Source organism: Paracoccus sp. MKU1, assembly GCF_001447385.1.
In the GTDB taxonomy this organism is placed as follows: domain Bacteria; phylum Pseudomonadota; class Alphaproteobacteria; order Rhodobacterales; family Rhodobacteraceae; genus Paracoccus.
The window spans coordinates 14,234-39,246 of sequence record NZ_LLWQ01000162.1; the positions used below are offsets into that span (position 1 = coordinate 14,234).

The 25,013-nt window shown below is 67.5% G+C and carries 27 protein-coding genes; 18 read left to right on the top strand and 9 right to left on the bottom strand.

The genetic code is table 11. The features are described 5' to 3' along the window. Positions 1-233 precede the first annotated feature (233 nt). From AQY21_RS11775 to AQY21_RS11785, 3 genes are all read right to left on the bottom strand, one after another. On the bottom strand, positions 234-2,012 hold the full coding sequence (locus AQY21_RS11775; protein ID WP_058097839.1) for an acyl-CoA dehydrogenase C-terminal domain-containing protein: 1,779 nt from the start codon (positions 2,010-2,012) through the stop codon (positions 234-236). A 23-nt stretch (positions 2,013-2,035) separates the two neighbouring features. Further along, positions 2,036-2,425 carry a MerR family DNA-binding transcriptional regulator gene (locus AQY21_RS11780; RefSeq protein ID WP_058097840.1) on the bottom strand — a complete coding sequence of 130 codons (390 nt, stop codon included), beginning with the start codon at positions 2,423-2,425 and terminating at the stop codon, positions 2,036-2,038. Positions 2,426-2,516: 91 nt separating this feature from the next. After that, complete coding sequence (locus tag AQY21_RS11785) at positions 2,517-2,933, bottom strand: MerR family DNA-binding transcriptional regulator (RefSeq protein WP_058097841.1); 417 nt, start codon at positions 2,931-2,933, stop codon at positions 2,517-2,519. Between the two features lie 136 nt (positions 2,934-3,069). Here AQY21_RS11785 and AQY21_RS11790 point away from each other — a divergent pair, with 136 nt between their 5' ends. The 3 genes from AQY21_RS11790 to AQY21_RS11800 are packed head-to-tail and all read left to right on the top strand — an operon-like array spanning position 3,070 to position 5,348. Next, a complete protein-coding gene (locus AQY21_RS11790) occupies positions 3,070-3,513 on the top strand; it encodes a PaaI family thioesterase (protein WP_058097842.1) in 444 nt (147 codons plus the stop codon). A 1-nt stretch (position 3,514) separates the two neighbouring features. Continuing rightward, on the top strand, positions 3,515-4,018 hold the full coding sequence (locus AQY21_RS11795; RefSeq protein ID WP_058097843.1) for a PaaI family thioesterase: 504 nt from the start codon (positions 3,515-3,517) through the stop codon (positions 4,016-4,018). Then, positions 4,011-5,348 (top strand): MATE family efflux transporter, encoded by a 1,338-nt coding sequence (locus AQY21_RS11800; protein WP_058097844.1) that lies wholly within the window; start codon positions 4,011-4,013, stop codon positions 5,346-5,348. Before AQY21_RS11795 ends, AQY21_RS11800 begins: the two co-directional genes overlap by 8 nt. 46 nt (positions 5,349-5,394) lie before the next feature. Here the strand turns inward: AQY21_RS11800 and AQY21_RS11805 are convergent, their stop codons facing one another. Then, a complete protein-coding gene (locus tag AQY21_RS11805; protein ID WP_058097845.1) occupies positions 5,395-5,709 on the bottom strand; it encodes a DUF1476 domain-containing protein in 315 nt (104 codons plus the stop codon). Positions 5,710-5,856: 147 nt separating this feature from the next. On the opposite strand from AQY21_RS11805, the gene purC reads away from it, so the two are divergent. From purC to rnr, 9 genes are all read left to right on the top strand, one after another. Further along, complete coding sequence (gene purC, locus AQY21_RS11810; protein WP_058097846.1) at positions 5,857-6,621, top strand: phosphoribosylaminoimidazolesuccinocarboxamide synthase; 765 nt, start codon at positions 5,857-5,859, stop codon at positions 6,619-6,621. A 26-nt stretch (positions 6,622-6,647) separates the two neighbouring features. Continuing rightward, a complete protein-coding gene (gene purS / locus AQY21_RS11815) occupies positions 6,648-6,887 on the top strand; it encodes a phosphoribosylformylglycinamidine synthase subunit PurS (RefSeq protein ID WP_058097964.1) in 240 nt (79 codons plus the stop codon). 87 nt (positions 6,888-6,974) lie between these two features. Beyond that, positions 6,975-7,847: a LysR family transcriptional regulator gene (locus AQY21_RS11820; protein ID WP_058097965.1), complete on the top strand. Its 873-nt coding sequence runs from the start codon at positions 6,975-6,977 to the stop codon at positions 7,845-7,847. A 75-nt stretch (positions 7,848-7,922) separates the two neighbouring features. Then, entirely contained in the window at positions 7,923-8,402 is a 480-nt protein-coding gene (locus AQY21_RS11825; protein ID WP_058097847.1) for a formate dehydrogenase subunit gamma, read from the top strand. Then, on the top strand, positions 8,399-9,925 hold the full coding sequence (locus AQY21_RS11830) for an NADH-quinone oxidoreductase subunit NuoF (RefSeq protein WP_058097848.1): 1,527 nt from the start codon (positions 8,399-8,401) through the stop codon (positions 9,923-9,925). The genes AQY21_RS11825 and AQY21_RS11830 overlap by 4 nt, the downstream gene beginning before the upstream one ends. After that, positions 9,922-12,801 carry a formate dehydrogenase subunit alpha gene (fdhF, locus tag AQY21_RS11835; RefSeq protein ID WP_058097849.1) on the top strand — a complete coding sequence of 960 codons (2,880 nt, stop codon included), beginning with the start codon at positions 9,922-9,924 and terminating at the stop codon, positions 12,799-12,801. The genes AQY21_RS11830 and fdhF overlap by 4 nt, the downstream gene beginning before the upstream one ends. 4 nt (positions 12,802-12,805) lie before the next feature. Further along, the gene (fdhD, locus tag AQY21_RS11840) at positions 12,806-13,606 is read left to right on the top strand and encodes a formate dehydrogenase accessory sulfurtransferase FdhD (RefSeq protein WP_058097850.1); all 801 of its coding nucleotides are present in this window, start codon (positions 12,806-12,808) and stop codon (positions 13,604-13,606) included. A gap of 6 nt (positions 13,607-13,612) precedes the next feature. After that, on the top strand, positions 13,613-13,834 hold the full coding sequence (locus AQY21_RS11845; RefSeq protein WP_058097851.1) for a formate dehydrogenase subunit delta: 222 nt from the start codon (positions 13,613-13,615) through the stop codon (positions 13,832-13,834). A 44-nt stretch (positions 13,835-13,878) separates the two neighbouring features. Continuing rightward, entirely contained in the window at positions 13,879-16,143 is a 2,265-nt protein-coding gene (gene rnr, locus AQY21_RS11850; protein ID WP_058097852.1) for a ribonuclease R, read from the top strand. Positions 16,144-16,356: 213 nt separating this feature from the next. Here rnr and AQY21_RS11855 read toward each other — a convergent pair whose 3' ends face one another. After that, the gene (locus tag AQY21_RS11855; protein WP_058097853.1) at positions 16,357-17,955 is read right to left on the bottom strand and encodes a phosphoenolpyruvate carboxykinase; all 1,599 of its coding nucleotides are present in this window, start codon (positions 17,953-17,955) and stop codon (positions 16,357-16,359) included. A 230-nt stretch (positions 17,956-18,185) separates the two neighbouring features. Here AQY21_RS11855 and AQY21_RS11860 point away from each other — a divergent pair, with 230 nt between their 5' ends. The 6 genes from AQY21_RS11860 (at position 18,186) to AQY21_RS11885 (ending at position 21,452) form a co-directional block, all read left to right on the top strand. Then, complete coding sequence (locus AQY21_RS11860) at positions 18,186-18,611, top strand: HPr kinase/phosphorylase (RefSeq protein ID WP_058097854.1); 426 nt, start codon at positions 18,186-18,188, stop codon at positions 18,609-18,611. An 8-nt stretch (positions 18,612-18,619) separates the two neighbouring features. Next, the gene (gene rapZ, locus AQY21_RS11865; protein ID WP_058097855.1) at positions 18,620-19,579 is read left to right on the top strand and encodes an RNase adapter RapZ; all 960 of its coding nucleotides are present in this window, start codon (positions 18,620-18,622) and stop codon (positions 19,577-19,579) included. A 24-nt stretch (positions 19,580-19,603) separates the two neighbouring features. Then, entirely contained in the window at positions 19,604-20,029 is a 426-nt protein-coding gene (locus tag AQY21_RS11870; RefSeq protein ID WP_058097856.1) for a PTS sugar transporter subunit IIA, read from the top strand. Then, positions 20,026-20,316: an HPr family phosphocarrier protein gene (locus AQY21_RS11875; RefSeq protein WP_058097857.1), complete on the top strand. Its 291-nt coding sequence runs from the start codon at positions 20,026-20,028 to the stop codon at positions 20,314-20,316. The genes AQY21_RS11870 and AQY21_RS11875 overlap by 4 nt, the downstream gene beginning before the upstream one ends. A gap of 9 nt (positions 20,317-20,325) precedes the next feature. After that, the gene (locus AQY21_RS11880; protein ID WP_058097858.1) at positions 20,326-20,937 is read left to right on the top strand and encodes a TetR/AcrR family transcriptional regulator; all 612 of its coding nucleotides are present in this window, start codon (positions 20,326-20,328) and stop codon (positions 20,935-20,937) included. Between the two features lie 98 nt (positions 20,938-21,035). After that, positions 21,036-21,452, top strand: a complete 417-nt coding sequence (locus tag AQY21_RS11885; RefSeq protein WP_058097859.1) for a DUF2852 domain-containing protein — start codon at positions 21,036-21,038, stop codon at positions 21,450-21,452. A 51-nt stretch (positions 21,453-21,503) separates the two neighbouring features. Here AQY21_RS11885 and AQY21_RS11890 read toward each other — a convergent pair whose 3' ends face one another. The 4 genes from AQY21_RS11890 to dapE are packed head-to-tail and all read right to left on the bottom strand — an operon-like array spanning position 21,504 to position 25,009. Further along, complete coding sequence (locus AQY21_RS11890) at positions 21,504-22,883, bottom strand: glutamate--cysteine ligase (protein WP_058097860.1); 1,380 nt, start codon at positions 22,881-22,883, stop codon at positions 21,504-21,506. 49 nt (positions 22,884-22,932) lie between these two features. Beyond that, on the bottom strand, positions 22,933-23,448 hold the full coding sequence (locus tag AQY21_RS11895; RefSeq protein WP_058097861.1) for a hypothetical protein: 516 nt from the start codon (positions 23,446-23,448) through the stop codon (positions 22,933-22,935). Continuing rightward, the gene (locus tag AQY21_RS11900; RefSeq protein ID WP_058097862.1) at positions 23,448-23,864 is read right to left on the bottom strand and encodes a GNAT family N-acetyltransferase; all 417 of its coding nucleotides are present in this window, start codon (positions 23,862-23,864) and stop codon (positions 23,448-23,450) included. The genes AQY21_RS11895 and AQY21_RS11900 overlap by 1 nt, the downstream gene beginning before the upstream one ends. Then, positions 23,861-25,009 carry a succinyl-diaminopimelate desuccinylase gene (gene dapE / locus AQY21_RS11905; protein WP_058097863.1) on the bottom strand — a complete coding sequence of 383 codons (1,149 nt, stop codon included), beginning with the start codon at positions 25,007-25,009 and terminating at the stop codon, positions 23,861-23,863. Before dapE ends, AQY21_RS11900 begins: the two co-directional genes overlap by 4 nt. Positions 25,010-25,013 lie beyond the last annotated feature (4 nt).

Consider the following 25,013-nt stretch of genomic DNA (forward strand, 5'->3'; position numbering starts at 1 on the left):
TGGGTATTTTTACAACGAAGAAGAGCCTTAACCTGATCTTAACTTTCCAAGGCTACGGTGGGCATCGCGGTACAGGCTGGGGAGCCGATGACCGCCAACGGAGAAGTCGCCCCGGTCATCTGGCAAAAACCTGTCCCGCCTGAACCGCGGGGGTGGCCGGGGCGCAATCCGTGGATTTCTTCGTTGTCCAAATACCCATGCGACCCAGCCGCCAGGCGCTCCCCTTGCCCGTTTCAGAACCGATCCGCCGCCAGCGCCATGACCGGCTCGGCGCCCGAGCGGATGCGCGCCAGATGCGTCGCGGTCATCGGCAATTGCCGCGCCATGTAGTAGCGGCCGGTGGCCAGCTTGGTTTCGTGGAAGGCCGGGTCCTCGCTGCCCAAGGCCAGCGCCGCCCTGGACGCCGCCGCCATGCGCGTCCACATCAGCCCCAGCGCCGCATGGCCGAACAGATGCATGAAGTCGTAGGAGCCGGCCAGCGCCGCGTTCGGGTTCTTCATGCCCTGTTCCATGAAGAACATCGCCGCCGATTGCAGATCCTTCGAGGCCGCCTTCAGCGGATCGAGGAAATCGGCCTTCAGCGCCTCGTCGCCCTCATGCGCCTTGATCTCGGACTTGATCAGCTCGAAGAAGGCCATGATCGGCTTGCCGCCCTCGGCCGCCAGCTTGCGGCCGACGAGGTCCAGCGCCTGCACGCCGTTCGCGCCCTCGTAGATCATGGCGATGCGGGCGTCGCGGACGAATTGCGACATGCCCTGTTCCTCGATATAGCCATGGCCGCCGAAGACCTGCTGGGCCTGCACGGTCGTCTCGAAACCCTTGTCCGTCAAGAAGCCCTTGATCACCGGCGTCAGCAGCGAGACGAGGTCGTGGGCCTGCTTGTCATCGGCCAGCACCGCGCGGTCGATCAGATGCGCGCCCCAGAAGGCTAGCGCGCGCGCACCTTCCAGGAAGCTTTTCTGGTCCATCAGGTTGCGGCGGATGTCGGGATGCACGATCAGCGGATCGGCGGGACCCGAGGGGTTCTCGTCGCCGGTTACTGCGCGGCCTTGCAGGCGCTCGCGGGCATAGGCGACTGCGTTCTGGTAGGCGGCCTCGGCCACGGAATAGCCTTGCAGGCCGACGCCGATCCGGGCCTCGTTCATCATGGTGAACATGGCGCGCATGCCCTTGTGCAGCTCGCCCAGCAGCCAGCCCTTGGCGCCGTCATAGTTCATCACGCAGGTGGCATTGCCGTGAATGCCCATCTTTTCCTCGAGGTTGCCGACCGAGACCGCGTTGCGCTCGCCCAGGGAGCCGTCCTCGTTCACCAGGAACTTCGGCACGATGAAGAGCGAGATGCCGCGGGTTCCCTCGCCGCCGCCCGGCGCCTTGGCCAGCACCAGGTGGATGACGTTCTGCGCCATGTCGTGGTCGCCGGCCGAGATGAAGATCTTCTGCCCGGTGATGCGGTAGCTGCCGTCCTCCTGCGGCTCGGCCCTGGTGCGCAGCAGGCCCAGGTCGGTGCCGGCATGCGGCTCGGTCAGGTTCATGGTGCCGGTCCATTCGCAGCTGACCATTTTCGGCAGGTAGATGGCCTTCTGCTGGTCCGTGCCGTGGGCGTGAATGGCGGAATAGGCGCCATGGGTCAGGCCCTGATACATGGTGAAGGCCATGTTCGAGGCCGAGAACATCTCGCCCGCCGCCAGGCCGATCACATAGGGCATGCCCTGGCCGCCGTATTGCGGGTCGCAGTCGAGCGCGGTCCAGCCGCCCTCGCGCATCTGCTCGAAGGCCTCCAGGAAGCCCTTGGGGGTATGAACCACGCCGTTTTCCAGCGTGCAGCCCTCGCGGTCGCCGACGGCGTTCAGCGGCGCCAGCACCTCGGAGGCGAGCTTGCCGGCCGCCTCCAGCACGGCCTGGGTGAAGTCGCGGTCAAGATCGCCATAGCCCGGAAGATCCTGCTTCGAGATGTCGAGCACGTCATGCAGCACGAACTGCATGTCGCGGATGGGGGCGGAATAGGTGGTCATCGGTCCTCCCAGGGGATTTGCCGTCAGGCGTCGGATTTCAGGTTTCGCAGCGAAACCTCGCCCTCGGCGATCTGCTGGCGCAGCTCGGCGATGGCCTCGCCCAGTTCGCGGTGCTGCCGTTCCATGTCGGCAAGCCTGTCGCGGGCGGTGGCGAGCGTGGCTTCTGTCTGGGTAATGTTGCGTTCGGCCGGATCGTAAAGCTCCAGCAACTGGCGGATCTGTTCCAGCGAAAAGCCGAAACGCTTGCCGCGCAGGATCAGGGTCAGCCGGGCGCGGTCGGAGCGCCCGTAAAGCCGATGCTGGCCGCGCCGCTGCGGAAACAGCAATTCGCGCGCCTCGTAGAAACGCAGCGTGCGCGGCGTGACGTCGAAGGCGTCGCACATCTGGCGGATGGTCATCAACGCGTCGCTCATGGCCGATCCCCTCCCGTCTGGCTCATTCACCTGCCGGAATATAGGGCGAGTTGACGTGCGCGTAAGGGGGAACGTGGCGTCAGCGCCGGGCTCAGCCCTTTTTCCCGGCCTCGCCGGAGGTCTCGGCCGCGGCCATGCCGTCGAGGAGCGAAACCGTTTCGTTGCGCAGCGCCAGCAATTCGGTCATCGAGGCTTCGAGTTCCTCGCGCTGCTGGCGCAGCACCTCGAGCTGGCGGTCGGCCAGTTCGATCCAGACCCGATACTGTTCGCGCGTGCCCTTTTCGCCATAGATCAGCAGCCATTGCCGGATGTCCTCGAGCGAGAAGCCGAAGCGGCGGCCGCGCAGGATCAGCTTCATCCGGGCGATCTCGCGCGGGCCGTAGAAGCGCGAGCGGCCTTCCTTGCGGGGGCTGAGCAGCTCGATATATTCGTAGTAGCGCAGCGTCCGCGGCGTCACGTCGAACCGTGCGCACATTTCCTTGAAGCCAATGTATTCGCTATCGGACATCGGATGAACTCTATGCTGCGGTTGCGGCGCAGCCTAGCGCGGGGGCGGATCAAACTCAACCATTGGTCGGGCGGGCTTGCCTGCGGGTCGCGGGCTGCTACCATTCCGCCCGAAAGCCAAGCAGGAGGCCAGGGGCATGAGCGAAGCGTCGCCAGAGGACGAGCTTGAACAGCGGCGGCGCATCGCGCGCCAGTTCATCGAGGTGATCCCGCATGCCCGGGCGCTTGGCATGCATCTCGACCAGCTGACGGGCGAGGGGGCCGAGATCTCGCTGCCCTGGCGCGAGGATCTGGTCGGCGATCCGCGCAGCGGGGTGATCCATGGCGGGGTGATCTCGGCGCTGATGGACACTTGCAGCGGCGCGGCGGTGATGGCGCATCCGACCGGGGCGCGCTCGACCGCGACCATCGACCTGCGCATCGACTACATGCGCGCCGCCACGCCCGGCCAGACCATCCGCGCCAAGGCGAGCTGCTATCACATCACCCGCTCGGTCGCCTTCGTCCGCGCCTGGGCGATGGATGACGACGAAGCCCGCCCCGTGGCCTCGGCCACCGGCGCCTTTACGGTCGAGCGCTGACATGGCCGGACGCAACGAATCCCTGGACGCCATCAAGACGCGGCGCAACAACACGCTGAACGCGCTGGTTTCCAGCGTGCCCTATATCCGCTGGCTGGGCATCACCTTCGACCGCCGCGGCGACGAGCTGACCGCGGTGCTGCCCTTCGACCAGAAGCTGATCGGCAATCCGATGCTGCCCGCGATCCATGGCGGGGTGACGGCCGCCTTCCTGGAGGTCACCGCCATCGTCGAGCTGACCTGGACCGCGATCTGGGAGGATATGGAGCAGGGCCGCATCGCCCCCGACGCCGCGGTGCCGGAAAGCCTGCCGCGTCTGCCCAAGACCATCGACTTCACCGTGGATTACCTGCGGTCCGGCCTGCCGCGCGACGCCTATGCCCGCGCGCGGGTGGTGCGCTCGGGCCGGCGCTATGCCAGCGTGCATGTCGAGGCCTGGCAGGACCAGCGCCAGAAGCTTTTCGCGCAGGCGACCGGGCATTTCCTGATGCCGCAGGATGGTTGAGGCGCTGCCCGGCCAGCCCGGGAACCGGGTGGAGGCCGATCTCTCGAACCGCCGGGTGCTGGCCATCGCCCTGCCGGTGGTGCTGTCGAATGCGACGATCCCGATCCTCGGCGCGGTGGATACCGGCGTCATCGGCCAGCTTGGCGAGGCCGCGTCGATTGGCGCGGTGGGGCTGGGGGCGGTGATCCTGACCTCGCTCTACTGGATCTTCGGCTTCCTGCGCATGGGCACCTCGGGGCTGGTGGCGCAGGCGCATGGCGCCGGGGACGAGGGCGAATCCGGCGCGCATCTGCTGCGGGCGCTGGCGATCGGCCTGGCCGCCGGGCTGGTCTTCATCCTGCTGCAAGGGCTGCTTTTCGCGGCTGCCTTCCGGCTGGCCCCGGCCTCGGCCGAGGTCGAGGTGCTGGCTCGGCAGTACCTGGCGCTGCGCATCTGGGGGGCGCCGGCGACCATCTCGCTTTATGCCATCACCGGCTGGCTGATCGCCATCGAGCGGACGCGCTGGGTGCTGGTTCTGCAACTGCTGATGAACGGGCTGAACATCCTGCTGGACCTGTGGTTCGTGCTGGGGCTGGGCTGGGGCGTGCGCGGCGTCGCCGGGGCGACGCTGATCGCGGAATGGTCCGGCCTGCTCTTGGGGCTGTGGTTCGCGCGCCATGCCCTGCATGCGGCGATTCAGCGCGCCGGGCTGCTGGCCCGCGAGCGGATCGAGGAACTGGCGCGGGTCAACGGCGACATCCTGATCCGGTCCGTGCTGCTGCAAGCTTCGTTCACCACCTTCATGTTCCTGGCCGCGGGACAGGGCGACGTGACCCTGGCCGCCAATCAGGTGCTGCTGCAATTCCTGTCCATCGTCGCCTATGGGCTGGACGGTTTCGCCTTTGCCGCCGAATCGCTGGTCGGGCAGGCGGTGGGGGCGCGGCGGCCCGACCGGCTGCGGCAGGCAGCGCGGCTGACCTCGGCCTGGGGTGTGGCGGGGGCGGGGCTGCTTTCGGCGGCGTTCCTGCTGGGCGGGCCGGCGATCATCGACCTGCTGACCACCGCGCCCGAGGTGCGGGCCGAGGCGCGGCAGTTCCTGCCCTGGCTGGTCGCGGCGCCGCTGATCGGCATCGCCGCCTGGATGCTGGACGGCATCTTCATCGGCGCCACCCGCACGCGCGAGATGCGCAATGCCATGCTGGTCGCGGTCGGGATCTATGCCCTGCTGGTGCTGGCGCTGCCGCCGGTTTTCGGCAATCACGGGCTTTGGGCGGCGCTGATGGGGCTGAACGCCCTGCGCGGCCTGACCATGTGGCGGCTTTATCCGCGGGTCGAGGCGGCGGCGGGCTGAGAGGCGAAACGCCCCGGATTCCGGGGCGTTGCCGTCTTGCGGAGGCTCAAAGCTCGCTGATGATCTGCTCGCGCGCGGTGGCGCGCAGCTCGACCATCTTGGCGCGGATGGTGTCCTCGTCGGCCTTGCCGGCCAGATCGGCCACCAGCTTGCGGAACACGTCCTCGTCGCCTGGCTCGTCGAAATCCGAGGTGACCACGGTCAGCGCATAGGCGCGGGCATCGTCGCCCGTCTTGCCCAGCAGGTTGGCCGCCCATTCGCCCAGCAGGCGGTTGCGGCGGGCCTCGGCCTTGAAGTTCAGTTCCGCATCATGGGCGAATTTTGCCTCATGCGCGCGCTCGCGGTCGTCAAAGGTGGTCATGGCGGCCTCCGGCTTGGGGTCATCCCGTGGTTATTGCGCAGGATATGCCCATGCCGGGGTGCCATCGCAAGCCCGTATTGCCCATGACCCCGTTTCTGGCCTATAGCCGCATAAAGATTGTCACCTTGCGGACGGGAGAAGCGCAGCATGGCACCAAGGCGCAAGAAAATCTACGAAGGCAAGGCCAAGATCCTCTACGAGGGCACCGAGCCCGGCACGCTCATCCAGTATTTCAAGGATGACGCCACCGCCTTCAACGCCCAGAAGAAGGCCACCATCGAAGGCAAGGGCGTGCTGAACAACCGCCTGTCCGAGTTCTTCATGACCGGGCTGACCAATATCGGCGTGCCGAACCACTTCATCCGCCGCATCAACATGCGCGAACAGCTGGTGCGCCAGGTCGAGATCATCCCGCTGGAGGTGATCGTGCGCAATTTCGCCGCCGGCTCGATCGCCAAGCGGCTGGGCATCGAGGAGGGCACGCCGCTGCCCCGTCCCATCGTCGAATACAGCTTCAAGAACGACGAGCTGGGCGACCCCTTCGTTTCCGAGGAATACATCATCGCCTTCGGCTGGGCCTCGCAGCAGGATCTGGACGATATCGTGAGCCTTGCGCTGCGGGTGAACGATTTCCTGTCGGGCGTGTTCTTCGGCGTGGGCATCAAGCTGATCGACTTCAAGATCGAGATCGGCCGCATCTGGGACGGCGATTTCATGCGCCTGGTGGTGGCCGACGAGATCAGCCCGGATTCGTGCCGGCTCTGGGACGTCAAGACCGGGCAGAAGCTGGACAAGGACGTGTTCCGCCGCGACCTGGGCAGCCTGACCGATGCCTATACCGAGGTGGCGCGCCGGCTGGGCCTGATGCCCGCCAACACCACCTCGCTGACCAAACCGACGCTGATCAACTGAAAGGCCTGCCCGCGATGACCGCTGTGATGAAAGCCCGTGTCACCATCATGCTGAAGGACGGCGTTCTGGACCCCCAAGGCGAGGCGATCCGGCACGCGCTTGGCGGGCTGGGCTTTGCCGGCGTCTCGGGCGTGCGCCAGGGCAAGGTGATCGAGCTGGACCTGGCGGCAACCGATGCCGAGGCGGCGAAGGCCGAGGTGGCGCGCATGTGCGAAGGCTTGCTCGCCAATACCGTGATCGAGAAATACGCGGTCGAGATCGTCTGATCCGCCGGACCGGGGGCTTCGCGCCCCCGGACCCCCGCGGAGTATTTGGAAAACGGAGAAAGCCGGCCGGGCGGGGAGGGCGGGTCCGTGATCGATAAGCTCTCGATGTTCATGGCGCTGGCGCGCGAGAAGCATTTCGGCCGCGCCGCCGAATCGCTGGGCATCACCCAGCCTACCCTGTCATCCGCCATCCGGGCGCTGGAGGAGCAACTGGGCGTGCAGCTGGTGCGGCGCGGCTCGCGTTTCCAGGGGCTGACGCCCGAGGGCGAGCGGGTGCTGGGCTGGGCGCGGCGCATCGTCGCCGATGCCCGCGCCATGCAGGCCGAGATGCAGGCCAGCCGCAAGGGTGTCTCGGGCCTGTTGCGCATCGGCGTGATCCCGACCGCCATGCCGCGCATCGCCGAGCTGACCGGACCCTTCCTGCGCCGTCATCCCAATGCCGGGGTTTCGATCCTGTCGCGCAGTTCGGACGAGATCCGCGACCAGATCGAGGCGCTGGAGCTGGATGCCGGGGTGACCTATCTGGACAGCGAGCCTTTGGGCCGGGTGCAGAGCCTGCCGCTGTATCGCGAGACCTATTGCCTGATCGACCGCAGCGAGGTGAAGGGACCGGCGGATTGGGCCGAGACCGCCACCCGGCCGCTCTGCCTGCTGACCCCCGACATGCAGAACCGCCGCATCGTCACCCGCCATCTGGTCGAGGCGGGCGCGGATGCGGCGCCGCGGGTCGAATCGACCTCGATGCTGGCGATCCTGTCGCATGTGGCGACCGGCGACTGGGCGGCGATTCTGCCGCGAGCCCTGGCGCGCGGCCTGCCCCTGCCCGAGGGGGTGCGGGCGCGCGACCTGACCGGGAACGGGCATATGGTCGGGCTGGTCGTCGCCCGGCGCGAACCGCATCCGCCGCTGGTCGAGGCGCTGATCCGCATCGTCTCATCGATTGATAGTTTCAATCGATAAACGATATATCACGATTGTTTCGTCTATCATCGGTCTCTAGTCTGGACAAAACAGCAGAGCCCGGACCACCTAGCCATGACCTCACCAGCGACCGACGCTGATTTCCTTTTGCGCCTTGACGAAATCATCGCCGCCCACAAGGGCCGCGAGGGGCCGCTTCTGCCCATCCTGCACGATGTGCAGGCCGAATGGGGCCATGTGCCCGAGGAGGCGCAGCCTGTGCTGGCCGAGGCCCTGGGCATGACCCGCGCCGAGGTGCATGGCGTGGTGAGCTTCTATCACGATTTCCGCGACCATCCGCATGGCCGGCATGTGCTGCGGCTGTGCCGGGCCGAGGCCTGCCAGTCGATGGGCGCCGAGGCGCTGGCCGAGGAGGTGCGCACCGCGCTGGGGATCGACTGGCACGAGACGACGCCGGACGGACGGCTGACGCTGGAGCCGGTGTTCTGCCTGGGGCTTTGCGCCTGCGCGCCCTCGGCGCAGATGGGCGACAGGCTGCTGGGCCGGGCGAATCTGGCCAAGGTGCAGAAACTGGTGGCGGAGGCGGGCGCATGAAGGTCTGGGTTCCTCTGGATGCCGCCGCGCGGGCGCTGGGTGCCGACGAGGTGGCCGAGGCGCTGGGGCGCGAGTTCACCGTCACCCGCAACGGCACCCGCGGCATGATCTGGCTTGAGCCTCTGGTCGAGGTCGAGCGCGACGGCGTGCGCCACGGCTATGGGCCGGTGGCGCCCGAGGACGCGGCCTCGGTCGCCGAGGCGATCCGCACCGGCGGCGAGCATCCGCTGGCGCTGGGGCCGGTCGAGGAGCTGCCCTGGATGAAGGCGCAGACCCGGCTGACATTCGCCCGCGTCGGCGTGATCGACCCGCTGTCGGTCGCGGAATACGAGGCGCATGGCGGCCTGGCCGGCCTGCGCCGCGCCATCGGCATCGGGCCGGAGAAGATCGTCGAGGAGGTCACCGAATCCGGGCTGCGCGGCCGCGGCGGCGCCGGTTTCCCGACCGGGATCAAGTGGAAGACCGTGGCCGGCGCCAAGGCCCCGCGGAAATACATCGTCTGCAATGCCGACGAGGGCGATTCGGGCAGTTTCGCCGACCGCATGCTGATGGAGGGCGATCCGCTGGTCCTGATCGAGGGCATGGCCATCGCCGGCATCGCCACCGGGGCGGTGCAGGGCTATGTCTATATCCGCAGCGAATATCCCGACGCGATCCGGCTGATGGAGGCCGCCATCGGCAAGGCCCGGCAGGCGGGCATCCTGGGCCAGTCGGTGCTGGGATCAGACCATGCCTATGGCATGGAGGTGCGGGTCGGTGCCGGCGCCTATGTCTGCGGCGAGGAGACCAGCCTGCTCAACAGCCTGGAGGGCAAGCGCGGCGTGGTGCGCGCCAAGCCGCCGATCCCGGCGCTGGAGGGTTTCCTGGGCCGGCCGACCGTGGTCAACAACGTGATCTCGCTGGCCTCGGTGCCCTGGATCCTGACCCATGGCGGGGCGGAATATGCCAAGCTGGGCATCGGGCGGTCCAAGGGCACGATCCCGATCCAGATCGCCGGCAATGTGAAATACGGCGGGCTGTTCGAGGCGGCCTTCGGCATGTCGCTGCGCCAGATCATCGAGGAGATCGGCGGCGGCACCGCCTCGGGGCGGCCGGTCAAGGCGGCGCAGGTGGGTGGGCCGCTGGGCTCCTACATCCCGCATTGGAATTTCGACGTGCCCTTCGGCTACGAGGAGCTGGCCACCAAGGAGGGGCTTCTGGGTCATGCCGGCATCACCGTCTTCGACGATACCGCCGACATGCTGAAGCTGGCCCGCTTCGCCATGGAGTTCTGTGCCGTGGAGAGCTGCGGCAAATGCACGCCCTGCCGCATCGGCTCGATCCGGGGCGTCGAGACCATCGACCGCATCGCCCAGGGCGACGAGACGGGGATCCCGATCCTCACCGATCTTTGCAACACGATGAAATGGGGCTCGCTCTGCGCGCTGGGGGGGTTTGCGCCCTTCCCGGTCATGTCGGCGCTGACCCATTTCCCCGATGATTTCAGCGGGCGCCGTGAGCCCCGCAAGGAGGCCGCCGAATGAAGGATTTCATCATTCCCGACCGCGACATGGGCACCCCTGCGGTCAAGTCCGACGTCACCGTGAACCTGATCGTGGACGGCATTCCCGTCAGCGTCCCCGCCGGCACCAGCGTCATGCGCGCCGCCGCCGTGGCCGGGATCTCGGTGCCGAAGCTCTGCGCCACCGACCATGTCAGCGCCTTCGGCTCCTGCCGGCTTTGCGTGGTGCAGATCGACGGCATGCGGGGCCTGCCGGCCTCCTGCACCACACCGGTGACCGAGGGCATGGTGGTCCATACCCAGACCGACGAGGTGGCGCAGATCCGCAAGGGGGTGATGGAGCTTTACATCAGCGACCATCCGCTCGACTGCCTGACCTGCGCCGCCAATGGCGATTGCGAGTTGCAGGACATGGCCGGCGCCGTGGGCCTGCGCGAGGTGCGCTATGAACCGGGCGCGAACCATTTCGCCCGCCGCGACGCCGAGGGGCCGAACCCGGAATACCGGCCCAAGGACCAGTCGAACCCCTATTTCACCTTCGATCCGGCGAAATGCATCGTTTGTTCGCGCTGCGTGCGGGCCTGCGAGGAGGTGCAGGGCACCTTCGCGCTGACCATCGAGGGGCGGGGCTTCGACAGCCGCGTCTCGGCCGGGATGGCCTCGGACAGCTTCCTGTCCTCGGATTGCGTCAGCTGTGGCGCCTGCGTGCAGGTCTGCCCGACCGCCACGCTGATCGAGAACAGCGTGATCCAGATCGGCACGCCCGAGCATATCGTCAAGACGACCTGCGCCTATTGCGGCGTCGGCTGCTCCTTCGACGCGCATATGCGCGGCGAGGAGGTGGTGCGCATGGTGCCCAGCAAGGACGGCAAGGCGAACCATGGCCACAGCTGCGTCAAGGGCCGCTTCGCCTGGGGCTATGCCACGCATCGCGAGCGCCAGACCCAGCCCATGGTGCGCGAACGGATCACCGATCCCTGGCGCGTGGTCACCTGGGACGAGGCGCTGGATTTCGCCGCCAGCCGGCTGCGGCAGGCCCAGGCGGATTTCGGGCGCGATGCCATCGGCGTCATCACCTCGTCGCGCTGCACCAACGAGGAAACCTATCTGGTGCAGAAGCTGGCCCGCGCCGTCTTCCACAACAACAATACCGACACCTGCGCCCGGGTCTGCCATTCGCCCACCGGCTACGGGCTGAAGACCACCTTCGGCACCTCGGCGGGCACGCATGACTTCGACTCGGTCGATGAGACCGACCTGGCGCTGGTCATCGGCGCCAACCCGACCGACGGCCATCCGGTCTTTGCCAGCCGGCTGCGCAAGCGGCTGCGCGAGGGCGCCGGGCTGATCGTTCTCGATCCGCGGCAGATCGATCTGCTCAACTCCCCGCATATGGGCGAGGGGCTGCACCTGCCCTTGCGGCCCGGCACCAATGTCGCCGTGCTCACCGCCATGGCGCATGTGATCGTGGCCGAGAAGCTCTATGACGAGGCCTTCATCCGCGAGCGTTGCGACTGGGACGAGTTCCTGGCCTATGCCGAGTTCCTGCTGGACCCGCGCCACGCGCCGGAAGAGGTCGAGAAACTGTCCAAGGTGCCGGCCGAGCTGATCCGCAAGGCCGCCCGCGCCTATGCCGCGGCGCCGCGCGCCAGCATCTATTACGGTCTCGGCGTGACCGAGCATTCGCAGGGCTCGACCACGGTGATGGCCATCGCCAACCTGGCGATGCTGACCGGCAATATCGGCGAGCCCGGCACCGGTGTGAACCCGCTGCGCGGCCAGAACAACGTCCAGGGCTCCTGCGACATGGGCAGCTTCCCGCATGAATACCCGGGCTATCGCCATGTCTCGGACCCCGAGGCGCGGGCGATCTATGAACGCGCCTGGGGCGTCGAGCTGTCGCCCGAACCGGGCCTGCGCATCCCCAACATGTTCGACGAGGCGCTGGCCGGCCGGTTCAAGGGGCTCTATTGCCAGGGCGAGGACATCGTGCAATCCGACCCCGACACCCGGCATGTGACCTCGGCGCTGGCGGCGATGGACATCGTCATCGTGCAGGACCTGTTCCTGAACGAGACCGCGAACTATGCGCATGTCTTCCTGCCGGGCTCGAGCTTCCTGGAAAAGAACGGCACCTTCACCAATGCCGAGCGGCGCATCAACATGGTCCGCCGCGCCATGACGCCCAAGAACGGCTACGAGGACTGGGAGGTCACGCAGCTGCTGGCCAACCGCATGGGCGCCGCCTGGTCCTATACCCACCCGCGCGAGATCATGGCCGAGATCGCGCTGACCACGCCCAGCTTCGCCGGGGTCAGCTACGATCTGCTGGACCGCGAGGGCTCGGTGCAATGGCCCTGCAACGACAAGGCTCCGCTGGGCACGCCGGTCATGCATATCGACGGTTTCGTGCGCGGCCGGGGCAAGTTCGTCCATACCGAATATGTCGCGACCGAGGAACGCACCGGGGCCCGCTTCCCGCTGCTGCTGACCACCGGGCGGATCCTGTCGCAATACAATGTCGGCGCGCAGACCCGGCGGACCGAGAACGTCGTCTGGCACCCCGAGGACATCCTGGAGATCCACCCCTCGGATGCCGAGAACCGCGGCATCCGCGAGGGCGACTGGGTGCGCGTGGCCTCGCGTTCGGGCGACACGTCGCTGAGGGCACATATCACCGAGCGGGTGGCGCCGGGCGTGGTCTATACCACCTTCCATCACCCGACGACTCAGGCCAATGTGGTGACCACGGACAATTCTGACTGGGCCACCAACTGTCCCGAGTTCAAGGTGACGGCCGTGCAGGTCAGCCCCTCGAACGGCCCGTCGGAATGGCAAGAGGAGTATCGCCATCATTCCGACCTTGCCCGCCGCATCCTGCCCACCGCAGCCGAGTGACGGCATGCGGGACGTGACGGGCGGTGTGCTGCGCTGGGAGGGCGGCTGGCATTCGATCGAGCCACCCCCCGCGCCGCAGGAATGCCCGGTGGCCATCGTCATCGACGGCATGAGCCAGGCGGTGCTGATGGCGACGCCGCAGGACCTGCGCGACTTCGCGCTGGGATTTGCGCTGACCGAGGGGCTAATCGCCACGCCCGAGGATGTCGAGGGCTTCGAGGAGGCCGAGGTCGAGGCTGGTGGTTTCCCGGCGCGCGAGGCGCGGCTTTGGCTGCGCCCCGGCCTTGCCGCCCGGCTGGCCGAGCGGCGGCGCAGCATGGTCGGTCCCGTGGGCTGCGGGCTTTGCGGTGTCGATAGCATCGAGGCCGCGCTGCCCGAGATCGTGCCGGTCGCCTCGGACTGGTCGATGCCGCCCGGGGACGTGGCCCCCGCCATGGCCGCGCTGTCCCAGGGCCAGGTTCTGCGCCGCCAGACCCCGGCGATCCACGGCGCCGCCTTCTGGGATGGCGCCCGCGCCGTGACGCGCGAGGATGTCGGCCGTCACAACGCGCTGGACAAGCTGGCCGGTGCCTTGGCCCGGGCCGGGCAGTCGGGGGGGCAGGGTGCCATCGTCATGTCCTCGCGCCTGTCGGTCGATCTGGTGCAGAAGGCTGCCCGCATCGGCGCCCCGATCCTGATCGGCGCCAGCGCGCCCACGGCGCTGGCGCTGGCCTGGGCCGAGCGTGCCGGCATCACCCTGATCGCCCGCGCGCGCGGCGAGAGCTTCGATCTTTACACCCATCCCCGGCGCATCGCCGGAAGCTGAGGCGACATGTCCCACGACCATTCCAAGCTGATCCGCATGGCCACGCAGATGGCGCAGTTCTTCACCAGCCAGCCCGACCGGCCGGCGCCCGAGGCGGTGGCCGCGCATATCAACGAATCCTGGACGCCGCGCATGCGTCAGGATTTCGTGGCGCAGATCCGAGCCGGGGCCGAGGCCGATCCCGTGGTGCGCGAGGCCGCCGCGTTCATCCGCCTGCCGGCCGCCTGATTTTGCCTCTGCCACCCCGTCTGGCGCCGTGCTAGCGTGGCGGCATGGCACAGCTACCTTCCCGGCAAGAGATTCTCGACTGGGTGTCCGCCCACCCGGACGCCACCGCGAAACGCGACATCGCGAAAGCCTTCGGCATCAAGGGCGCCGAACGGATCGAGCTGAAGCGGCTCCTGAAGGAGCTTGAGGCCGAGGGGCTGCTGGAACGCCGCCGCCGCCATTACCACGATGCCGAGCGGTTGCCGCCGGTCACCGTGCTGCAATTGCTGCCGCCCGACCGGGACGGCGATATCTTCGCCAAGCCGCTGGAATGGCAAGGCGAAGGGCCGATGCCGCGCATCCTCTATGCGGCGCTGAAATCCGACCCGGCCGTCGCGCCGGGCGAGCGCATCCTGGCCCGGCTGATCGAAACCCGGGGCGAGGATCACGACTACCAGGCCCGGCTGATCCGCCGCATCGGCACGGTGCAGCACCGCGTGGTCGGCATCTTCCGTGCGGCCACCGGCGGGCCGGAGGCGGGCGGCCGCATCCTGCCGATCGACAAGGGCCAGGACAAGGAATGGCAGGTGCGGCCCGGCGATGCCCATGGCGCGAAAAGCGGTGAACTGGTCGAGGCCGAACAGGTCGGCCCGCGTGGCCGGCTGGGCCTGCCGCTGGCACGGATCGTCGAGCGGCTGGGCGACCCTTCGGCGCCCAAGGCCGTCAGCCTGATCGCCATCCATCAGCACGGCATTCCCGATGATTTTCCCGACGAGGTGATCGCCGAGGCCGATGCCGCCCGTCCCGCCACGATGAAGGGGCGCGAGGACCTGCGCCACCTGCCCTTCATCACCATCGACCCCTCGGATGCGCGCGACCGCGACGATGCCGTCGCCGCCGAGATGCATGAGGATGGCGGCGCCACGGTCTGGGTCGCCATCGCCGATGTGGCGCATTACGTCCGCCCCGGCTCGGCGCTGGACCGCGAGGCGAGGAACCGCGGCAATTCCACCTATTTCCCCGACCGGGTGGTGCCGATGCTGCCCGATATCCTGTCGAGCGACCTGTGCTCGCTGCACCAGGGCGTGGACCGGCCGGTGATCGCGGTCAGGATGCGGCTGGACGCGCAGGGCGACAAGACCGGCCACAGCTTCCATCGCGGCATGATCCGCTCGGCCGCGAGCCTGGCCTATGAGCAGGCGCAGGCGGCGGCGGACGGCAATCCCGACGCGCAGACCGCGCCGCTGGTCGAGCCGGCGATCCGGCCGCTCTGGCACGCCTACGGCTTGCTCAGGGCTGCGCGCCAGCGCCGCCAGCCGCTGGAACTGGACCTGCCCGAGCGCAGGATCGTGCTGACCGCCGATGGAAGGGTGAAATCGGTCAACTTCCGCGAACGCTACGACGCGCACCGGCTGATCGAGGAATTCATGGTGCTGGCCAATGTCGCCGCCGCCGAGGAGCTGGAACGGCTGCGCCGGCCGCTGCTCTATCGCGTGCACGAGGAGCCGACAATGGAAAAGCTCGACGCGCTGCGCGAAGTGGCCGAGGCTTCGGGCTTCACGCTCGCCAAGGGCCAGGTCTTGCAGACGCGCCACCTGAACCGGCTGCTGGAACAGGCCGAGGGTTCGGAATTCGATGAGCTGATCAACATGACCGCGCTGCGTTCGATGCAGCAGGCCTATTACAACCCCGAGAATTTCGGGCATTTCGGGCTGGCGCTGCGATCCTACGCGCATTTCACCTCGCCGATCCGGCGCTATTCCGACCTGATCGTGCATCGGGCGCTGGTCATGGGCCATAAATGGGGCGATGATGGGCTGTCGGCGCAGGATATCGAGATGCTGTCGGAAACCGCGCAGCATATCTCGGAAACCGAGCGGCGCTCGATGGCGGCCGAGCGCGACACCACCGACCGCTACCTGGCCGCCTACCTGGCCGACCGGGTGGGGGCCGAGTTCACCGGGCGCATCAGCGGCGTGCAGAAATTCGGCGCCTTCGTGCGGCTGGACGAGACCGGGGCGGACGGCCTGCTGCCGATCCGCGAGATCGGCCGGGAATATTTCCACTACGACCCGAATGCGCAGGTGCTGATGGGCTCCGAGACCGGGCTGGAAATCGGTATCGGCCAACGCGTGACGGTGCGGTTGACCGAGGCGGTGCCGCTGACGGGCGGGTTGATGCTGGAACTGCTGGAACTCGAGGGCCGGCCGCTGCCGCAGGGCTCGACCGGCGGGCGCGGCAAGGGGCCGATGCGCAAGCGCGCCACGCAAGCCCGGCTGGCCGAGATCAAGCGCGCCCAGAAGCGTCGCCGGGTTCGGCGGCAACATTGAAGGAGGGGGCTTCGCCCCCGCGCGTTCCGCGCTCCCCCAGAGTATTTGGAAAACGGAGAAAGCCGCAAAGGGCCAATGCTTCTTTCGTGCCCAAATATCCTGCGGGGGAGCCAGCCGCAGGCTGGCGGGGGCGCAAAGCCCCCATGCGGCGGTGACGCAAGCGGAAGGGGCGGCCGGTTCGACCGCCCCTTGCATCATTTCCCGTGTCAGGCTTCAGCCGATGGCGGCAGCGCGGACGTCGTCGTCGATCTTGTCGGCATATTGTGCGAAATTGTCGCTGAACATGCCGACCAGCTTGCGGGCCTGCGCGTCATAGGCGGCGCCGTCCGCCCAGGTCTGGCGCGGGTCGAGCAGCTTGTCATCCACGCCGGGAACCGAGACCGGGACCTCGAAGCCGAAATTCGGGTCCTTGCGGAACTGGGCATTGTTCAGCGAGCCGTCCAGCGCCGCGGTCAGCAGGGCCCGGGTCGCCTTGATCGGCATGCGCTTGCCGGTGCCGAAGGCGCCGCCGGTCCAGCCGGTGTTGACCAGCCAGCAGGCCGCGCCGGTCTTGGCGATCTTTTCCTGCAAGAGCTTGCCATAGACTTCCGGCCGGCGCGGCATGAAGGGCGCGCCGAAGCAGGTGGAGAAGGTCGGCGTCGGCTCCGTCACCCCGACCTCGGTGCCCGGGGTCTTGGAGGTGAAGCCCGACAGGAAGTGATACATCGCCTGCGCCGGGGTCAGCCGCGCGATCGGCGGCAGCACGCCATAGGCGTCGCAGGTCAGCATGATCACGTTCTTCGGCTGGCCGCCCAGCGAGGTCGGCGATGCGTTCGAGATCTGCTCCAGCGGATAGGCGCAGCGCATGTTGTCGGTGATCGAGTTGTCCTCGAAGTCCAGCTCCAGCGTGTCGGGGTCGTAGACCATGTTCTCGATCACCGTGCCGAACTTGTAGCAGGTGGCGTAGATTTCCGGCTCGGCCTCGGCCGAGAGGTTGATGGTCTTGGCGTAGCAGCCGCCCTCGAAGTTGAAGATGCCGCTGTCGGACCAGCCATGCTCGTCATCGCCGACCAGCGTGCGCGAGGGATCGGCCGAGAGCGTGGTCTTGCCGGTGCCCGACAGGCCGAAGAAGATCGCCGAATCGTCCGGGTTGCCAAGCGCGTGGTTGGCCGAGCAATGCATCGGCATCACGCCTTTTTCCGGCAGGATGTAGTTCAAGAGCGTGAAGACCGATTTCTTGTTTTCGCCGGCATAGGCGGTGTTGCCGATCAGGATCAGCTTCTTGTCGAAATTGAGTGCGATCACCGTTTCCGAGCGGCAGCCGTGGCGTGCCGGATCGGCCTTGAACGAGGGGCAGTTGATGATGGTGAATTCCGGCGCGAAACTGGCCAGTTCGGCGGCCTCGGGACGGCGCAGCAGGTTGCGGATGAACAGCCCATGCCAGGCCAGTTCGGTCACGACCCGGACGTCGAGGCGCAGGGCAGGATCCGCGCCGCCGTAGAGGTCCTGAACGAAATAGTCCTTGCCCTTCATGTGCTCCAGCATATCAGCATGGAGCCGGTCGAAGGCCTCGGGTTCCATCGGGCGGTTGTTTTCCCACCAGATGCTGTCTTCGACCGAGGGGGTGCGCACGACATGCTTGTCCTTGGGCGAGCGGCCGGTATGCGCGCCGGTCGAGACCAGGAATGTGCCGCCCAGACCCAGCTTGCCCTCGTCCCGCTGGATCGCCGCTTCGATCAGCGCCGGTTCGAGCAGGTTGTAGTAGACATTGCCGAGCCCCGTGATTCCCTGGTCTTCGAGACGGCAATTCGGATTGACGCGCGGTTCGGTCATGGCACCTGTGCTCCTGCTAGAATTCCGGGCCGGCAACCGGCCGTTGCGCGTCCTATAACACGGCATTTCCTGGGCGAAAGCGCACTTATGGGCAGGGTTAGCGCAATCAGACACAGTTAGCGCAATCATTTGTCGGATCGTGGCCTTGGCTTTGGGAATTCGTCACAAAGGCCCCCACCCCGGTATCGGTCGCCGGGGCGATTCGGGCCGGCGGAAAAGGGGTGGGCGCCATGATCCTGCATGCGAGCTGCATCGCCCATCGGGGCAGGGGGCTGCTGATCCTCGGCCCCTCGGGCGCAGGCAAATCCACGCTGGCGCTTGAAATGATGGCCTTCGGTGCGACGCTTGTGGCGGATGATCGCACCATCCTGCGCCGCGAGGGGGGGCGAATCGTCGCTGATGCGCCGGATTCGATTCGCGGCCGGATCGAGGCGCGCGGCGTCGGCATCCTGCATGCCGCGCCGCACGGGCCGGTGGATGTGGCGCTGGCGGTCGATCTGGCGCGCCCCGAGCCCGACCGCCTGCCGCCCGACCGCCGGCTTGACCTTATGGGCAGGTCCGTGCCCCTTGTCCTTGGTGCCGGCCGCGTTCATCTTGCATCAATACTGTTGCAATATCTTGTCGCAGGACGGGCGGACACGGATTTGCGGAGATAGGTCGAACCATGCCAGAGGCGATGAGCGCCATGGACAGCCAGGACGAACGGGCCCAGCGGCTGGTATTGATTACCGGCCCGTCCGGTGCCGGGCGTTCGACGGCGATCAACGTGCTGGAGGATCTGGGCTATGAGGCCATCGACAACTTGCCCCTGTCGCTGATCCCGCGGCTGCTGGACGGGCCGGCGCGGCCGATGCCGCTGGCGCTGGGGCTGGACGTGCGCAACCGCGACTTTTCGGTCGCCAACCTGATCGAGTTGATCGACCGGCTGACGCGGCTGCCGGAGTATGCACCCGAGCTGCTGTTCCTGGACTGCACGACCGAGCAGCTTTTGCGACGGTTCAACGAAACCCGCCGTCGCCATCCGCTGCGGACCGAAGGCTCGCCGCTGGATGCGATCCTGGCCGAACGCGACATGCTGGCACCGATCCGCGCCCGGGCCGATGTGCTGGTCGATACTTCGGAGTTGTCGCCACATGACCTGAAGGCCGAGCTGGCCCGCTGGTTCGAGACCGAGCCGGGGCGGCGCCTGACCGTCTCGGTGCAGTCCTTTTCCTATAAGCGCGGGGTGCCGCGCGGGGTGGACATGATGTTCGACTGCCGCTTTCTCGCCAATCCGCATTGGCGGCGGGAATTGCGGCCGCTGGATGGCCGCGATTCGGCGGTTCAGCAATATGTGATGGCCGATTCGCGATTCGACGAGTTCTTCCGTCGGGTGCGCGATCTTGTGCTTTTTGCCCTGCCCGCCCATCTGGAGGAGGGTAAGGCCCATCTGGCGATCGGCTTCGGCTGCACCGGGGGGCGACACCGTTCTGTCACAATGGCGGAAAAAATGGCGGATGCGCTTGCGAAAGCAGGCTGGCAAGTGTCAATTAGACATCGGGAACTTGAACGCCGTGAAAAGGCGCCGGCACCTGGGGATGATGGCCATGTTCGGGCCTCTCGCACAGCCTTGGCGCAAGGGTGAACGGCTGGTGCGTGGTAGGGTGAATTGATCGGGATTGTCATCGTGGCGCATGGGGGGCTGGCCCGGGAATATCTCTCGGCGGTCGAGCATGTGGTGGGACCGCAGACCGGGATCAAGGCCGTGGCGATCGAGGAAAACCATGACCGGGGCGAGAAACAGGCCGAAATCTGCGCCGCCGCCGATGCGGTGGACGCGGGCGACGGCGTGGTGGTGGTCACGGATCTGTTCGGAGGCTCGCCCTCCAACCTGTCGTTGATGGCCTGTGCGGTGCGGAATCGCTCGATTCTCTACGGGGCGAACCTGCCGATGCTGGTCAAGCTGGCCAAATCCCGCAAATTGCCGGTGGCGGATGCGGTCTCGCTGGCCAAGGATGCGGGACGCAAGTACATCAACAGCTATGACGTCCTGCCTGCCGATGTGCTTCCCATTCCGAAACGTGCCGCTTCATGAATGACATGACCAACGGGGCCGTCACCCGTACCCTGGCGATCATCAACGAAAAGGGCCTTCATGCGCGGGCCAGCGCCAAATTCGTCGAAACGGTCGAACAGTTCGACGCCCAGGCCACCGTCGAAAAGGACGGCATCAGCGTCTCGGGCGATTCGATCATGGGCCTGCTGATGCTGGCCGCGCCGCGCGGCAGCACCATCCGCGTCACCACGCGCGGCGTGCAGGCCGCCGAACTGGCCGATGCCCTGACCGCGCTTGTCGAGGATTACTTCGGCGAAGGCATGTAAGGGCCGGACATGGCCCGATCCTCCTATCACCATGGCAACCTGCGCCAGGCCCTTGTCGAGGCCACGGTGCGGCTGATCGAGGAAAACGGCCCGCAGGCCTTTACTCTCGCCGAGGCCGCGCGCCTGGCCGGGGTCAGCGCCGCCGCGCCCTATCGCCATTTCACCGGCCGCGAGGAATTGCTGGAGGAGGTCGCGCGCCAGGGGTTCGAGGAGTTCGCCGACCGGCTGGAGACCGCCTTCGACGAGGGCCGGCCACGCCCGCTGACCGCCTTCCTGCGCATGGGCCAGGAATACCTGAACTTTGCGGCCGAGCGGCGCGGCTTCTACATCGCCATGTTCGAATCCGGCATCTCGATCGCCGGCAATGCCGGATTGTCCCAGGCCTCGGAGCGGGCCCGCGGCATCTTGGTGCGCGGCGCCGAGGCGCTGTTCCGGCAATTGCCCGAGGGACGCCGGCCGCCGTCCGGCATGGTCGCCGACCATATCTGGGCGCTGAGCCATGGCGTGGTCGAGCTGTTCGGCCGTGGCAAGCCCGGCTCGCGCTCGCCGATCTCGGCCGGCGACATGCTGGAAAGCGGGGCGCTGATCTATCTGCGCGGGTTGGGCGTGATCCCCGACTGAAAGTTTTCCATGAAAATTTCTGCCGCTTCCCTTGAACCGGGCCGGCTATGCTCCATCTATGTAAATGTGATTAACATTCACATCGGAAAGGGACCGCAATGAACACTGACATCGCCCCGCGCCCCTCCGCCCTCGACCGGATCGGCGCAGCACTGGCCGGCATCCGGGACTGGCTGGACGAACGCGGGAAAGGCGCCTGGATCGCCGCCATGATCCTGGCCTTCATCGCCGCCTGGCCCCTGGGCCTTGCCATCCTGGGTTACATGATCTGGAGCAAACGCATGTTTTCCTGTCGCCACCGCCATCATCACCACCGTCACGGCTATGGCCGCGGTTTCGCGGCGCCGACCGGCAATTCTGCCTTCGACGCTTATCGCGAGGAGACGCTGAAGCGGCTCGAGGACGAGCATCGCGAATTCCTCGATTTCCTGCAAAAGCTGCGCGAGGCCAAGGACAAGGCTGAATTCGACCAGTTCATGCAAAGCCGCAAGGAACCGCCCGCGCCGCAGGCGTGAACCGGGGCGCAGGCCCGATGCGAAAGGGGCCGGGGATCACCCGGCCCTTGGTCAATAGGAGTATTCGGCGTAGATGCGGCTCAGGTCGCCCGCCCATTCGCCCTGGTATTTCCCCAGCAGCTCGTCGGCCGGCACCCTGCCGGTCTCGACGCTTTCCCTCAGCGTGTTCAGGAAATGCGTCTCGTCCGGGACCAGCCCGCCCGAGCCGGTGCGGGCCCGCGCCTTCAGCCCGGCTTCCGAGATCGCCAGCACCTCGCGCGCCAGATCGCGCATCTTCATGCCCTTCACCTCGGCATCCAGCGCCAGCAGCCCGGCGCCCTGCCGCCAGCTCTCGCGCGTCTCGGCATCCCAGCCCTTGATCAGATCCCAAGCCGCATCCAGCGCCGAGGCGTCGTAAAGCAGCCCGACCCACAGCGCCGGCAGGGCGCAAAGCCGCCGCCAGGGACCGCCATCGGCGCCGCGCATCTCGATGAACTTCTTGACCCGCGCCTCGGGGAAAACCGTGGTCAGGTGGTCGGCCCAGTCCGACAGCGTCGGGATCTCGCCCGGCAGCGCCGGCAGCCGGCCTTGCAGGAAATCGCGGAAGCTCTGCCCCAGCGCGTCGATATACTTACCGTCGCGATAGACGAAATACATCGGCACATCGAGCACGTAATCGACCCAACGCTCGTAGCCGAAGCCGTCCTCGAAGGCGAAGGGCAGCATGCCGGTGCGCGCCGCGTCGAGATTCTGCCAGATATGCGCGCGCCAGCTTTTCCAGCCGTTCGGCTTGCCGTCGAGGAAGGGCGAATTGGCAAAAAGCGCATTCGCCACCGGCTGCAAGGCCAGGGCCACGCGCAGCTTCTGCACCATGTCGGCCTCGGACGCGAAGTCCAGGTTCACCTGCACGGTGCAGGTGCGATACATCATCTGCGTGCCCAGCGTGCCGACCCGGCCCATGTAATCGGTCATCAGCCGGTAGCGCCCCTTGGGCATCATCGGCATCTGGTCCTGCGTCCAGACCGGTGCGGCGCCCAGCCCGATGAAACCGGCGCCCAGATCGTCCGCCACGGCCTTCACCTCGGCCAGATGGCTGTTCACCTCGTCGCAGGTCTGGTGGATGGTCTCCAGCGGCGCGCCGGAAAGCTCGAGCTGCCCGCCCGGCTCCAGGCTGACATTGGCGCCGTCGCGCTCCAGCCCGATGATGTTGCCGGCCTCCAGAACCGGGGTCCAGCCGAAGCGGCTCTGCAACCCCTCCAGCATGGCCTTGACCGAGGGCTGGCCGGGCGCGGCCTCATAGGGCAGGGGCATCAGGTCGGCATGGCGATAGCCGAATTTCTCGTGCTCGGTGCCGATCCGCCAGGCCTCGCGCGGCTTCTCACCCGCGGCGATATATTCGACCAGCTGTTCGGGACGTTCGATCGGGCCGCCGCCCTGTTGGGGAATGGACATCGGTGGCCTCTCGTTTGCCTTGCCCGCCACAGGTGGCAAGGCAGGCGGCTCAAGTCAAGCGGGCGCGCGCGGGCCTCGTCCAAACGGTTTGGATCGTCGGCGCATCCGGCGCCAGAGCCGAGGCGAGGCGGCCCATCTCGATCCCCGGCAGCGTCGAGAAGGCGCCGGCCAGATATTCGGCCCCCGCCGCATCGACCGGGATCAGCAGCGCCTGGCCATCGCTGCTTTTCAGTCGCCAATGCCGGCGGCCGTTCAGCCGCATCAGCCGGATCTCGGCCAGCTCGCGCAGCGCGATCTCGCCGCCCAGCAGCCGGTTGGGGGAAAGATAGCGGATCGCGCCCTCGTCCAGCTCGACCATGCCGGGGCCGAGCGTGTCGTGCCGGAACCGCATCCGCCGCCGCGCGTCCAGCGCCCAGAGCGCCGAGGCCCCGGCAATCGCCGCGCCGATGGGCCACAGGATCCAGCCGCCCAGCGAGAACACCCACAGCCCGAACGCGGTCGCGGCCAGCGCCGCGCCGGTCTCGGCCCAGGGGCGCAGCTTTTCGGCCAGCTCCGGGCGGATCATCAAAGCTCCAGCGCCATGTCGCGATGCGGGATGCCGGCGTCGTCGTATTCGGGGCCGTAGGCGGCAAAGCCCAGCTTCTCGTAAAAGCCGATGGCATGGGTCTGGGCGCCAAGCTTGGCCCGCGTGACGCCGGGCAGGGCGCGCAGCTCGTCCAGCGCCGCGCGGATCAGCGCCGCGCCGGCGCCGGTGCCGCGCGCGGATTTCAGCACCGCGACGCGGCCGATCTTGCCGGTCGCGCCCTCGACCAGGATGCGGGCGGTGCCCAGGGCCCGGCCGCTGTCATCCCGCGCCAGCAGGTGGATCGCCGCGCCGTCGCGGCCGTCCCATTCCTCGGCCTCGGGGACGTTCTGCTCGACGATGAAGACCGCGCGGCGGATGGCGCGGCAGGTGTCGAGGTCGGTGGTCTTCTCGATCATGCGAAGTAACGCTCCAGGATGCGGCGATAGATGCGGGCGAGCTGGCGCACCTGCTCGGCCGGCACGCGTTCGTCCACCTGATGCATGAAATGCCCGACCAGCCCGAATTCAAGCACCGGGCAGTGATCCTTGACGAAACGCGCATCCGAGGTGCCGCCCGAGGTCGAGAGCACCGGATCGAGCCCGGTCTCCTCGCGCACCACGCCGGCGACCAGATCGACGAAGGGGCCGGGCGCGGTCAGGAAGCTTTCGCCCGACACATCGGTCGAGATGGCGAAATCCACCCTGGTCTCGGCCGAGATCGCCGCCGCGCGGGCGCGGATCATGCGGTCGAGGCTTTCGGACGTATGCGCGTCGTTGAAGCGGATATTGATCGCCGCCCGCGCCCGTTCCGGGATCACGTTCGAGGCCGGGTTGCCGCAATCCACCGTCGTCACCTGCAGGCCCGAAGGGTCGAAATGCGCGGTCCCCTCGTCCAGCGGCGCGTCGGTCAGTTCGTGCAGCAGCCGCAGCAGCGCGTGGATCGGGTTGCGGGCGCGATGCGGATAGGCGGCATGGCCCTGGATGCCATGCGCCTCGATCCGCAGGGTCATCGAGCCGCGGCGGCCGATCTTGATCATCTCGCCCATGCGGTCGGGATTCGAGGGCTCGCCGACGATGCAGACATCCATCCGCTCGCCATGCGCCGCCATCCAGTCGAGCAGCGCGCGGGTGCCGTGCTTGCCGGGGCCTTCCTCGTCGCCGGTGATGGCCAGGATCACCGCGCCGTCCGGCGGCGGGGTTTCGGTTACGAAACCGATGGCGGCGGCGACGAAGGCCGCGACCCCGGATTTCATGTCGGTGGCGCCCCGGCCCCAGATCCAGCCTTCGGCCTCATGCCCCGAAAAGGGCGGATGCGTCCAGCTTGCCGGATCGCCCGGCGGCACCACATCGGTATGGCCGTTGAAGCCGAAGGTCCGCGCGCCCTTCGCCCCCCAGCGCGCGAACAGGTTCGGCACGCCCTCGCGGTCCACGCGATGGCATTCGAACCCCGCCGCGCCCAGCACATCCGCCAGCAGCAGCAGCGCGCCGCCCTCGTCGGGCGTGACCGAGGCGCAGCGGATCAGCCGGGCGGTCAGTTGGGCGGGATCGGGGATCGGGGTCATGGGC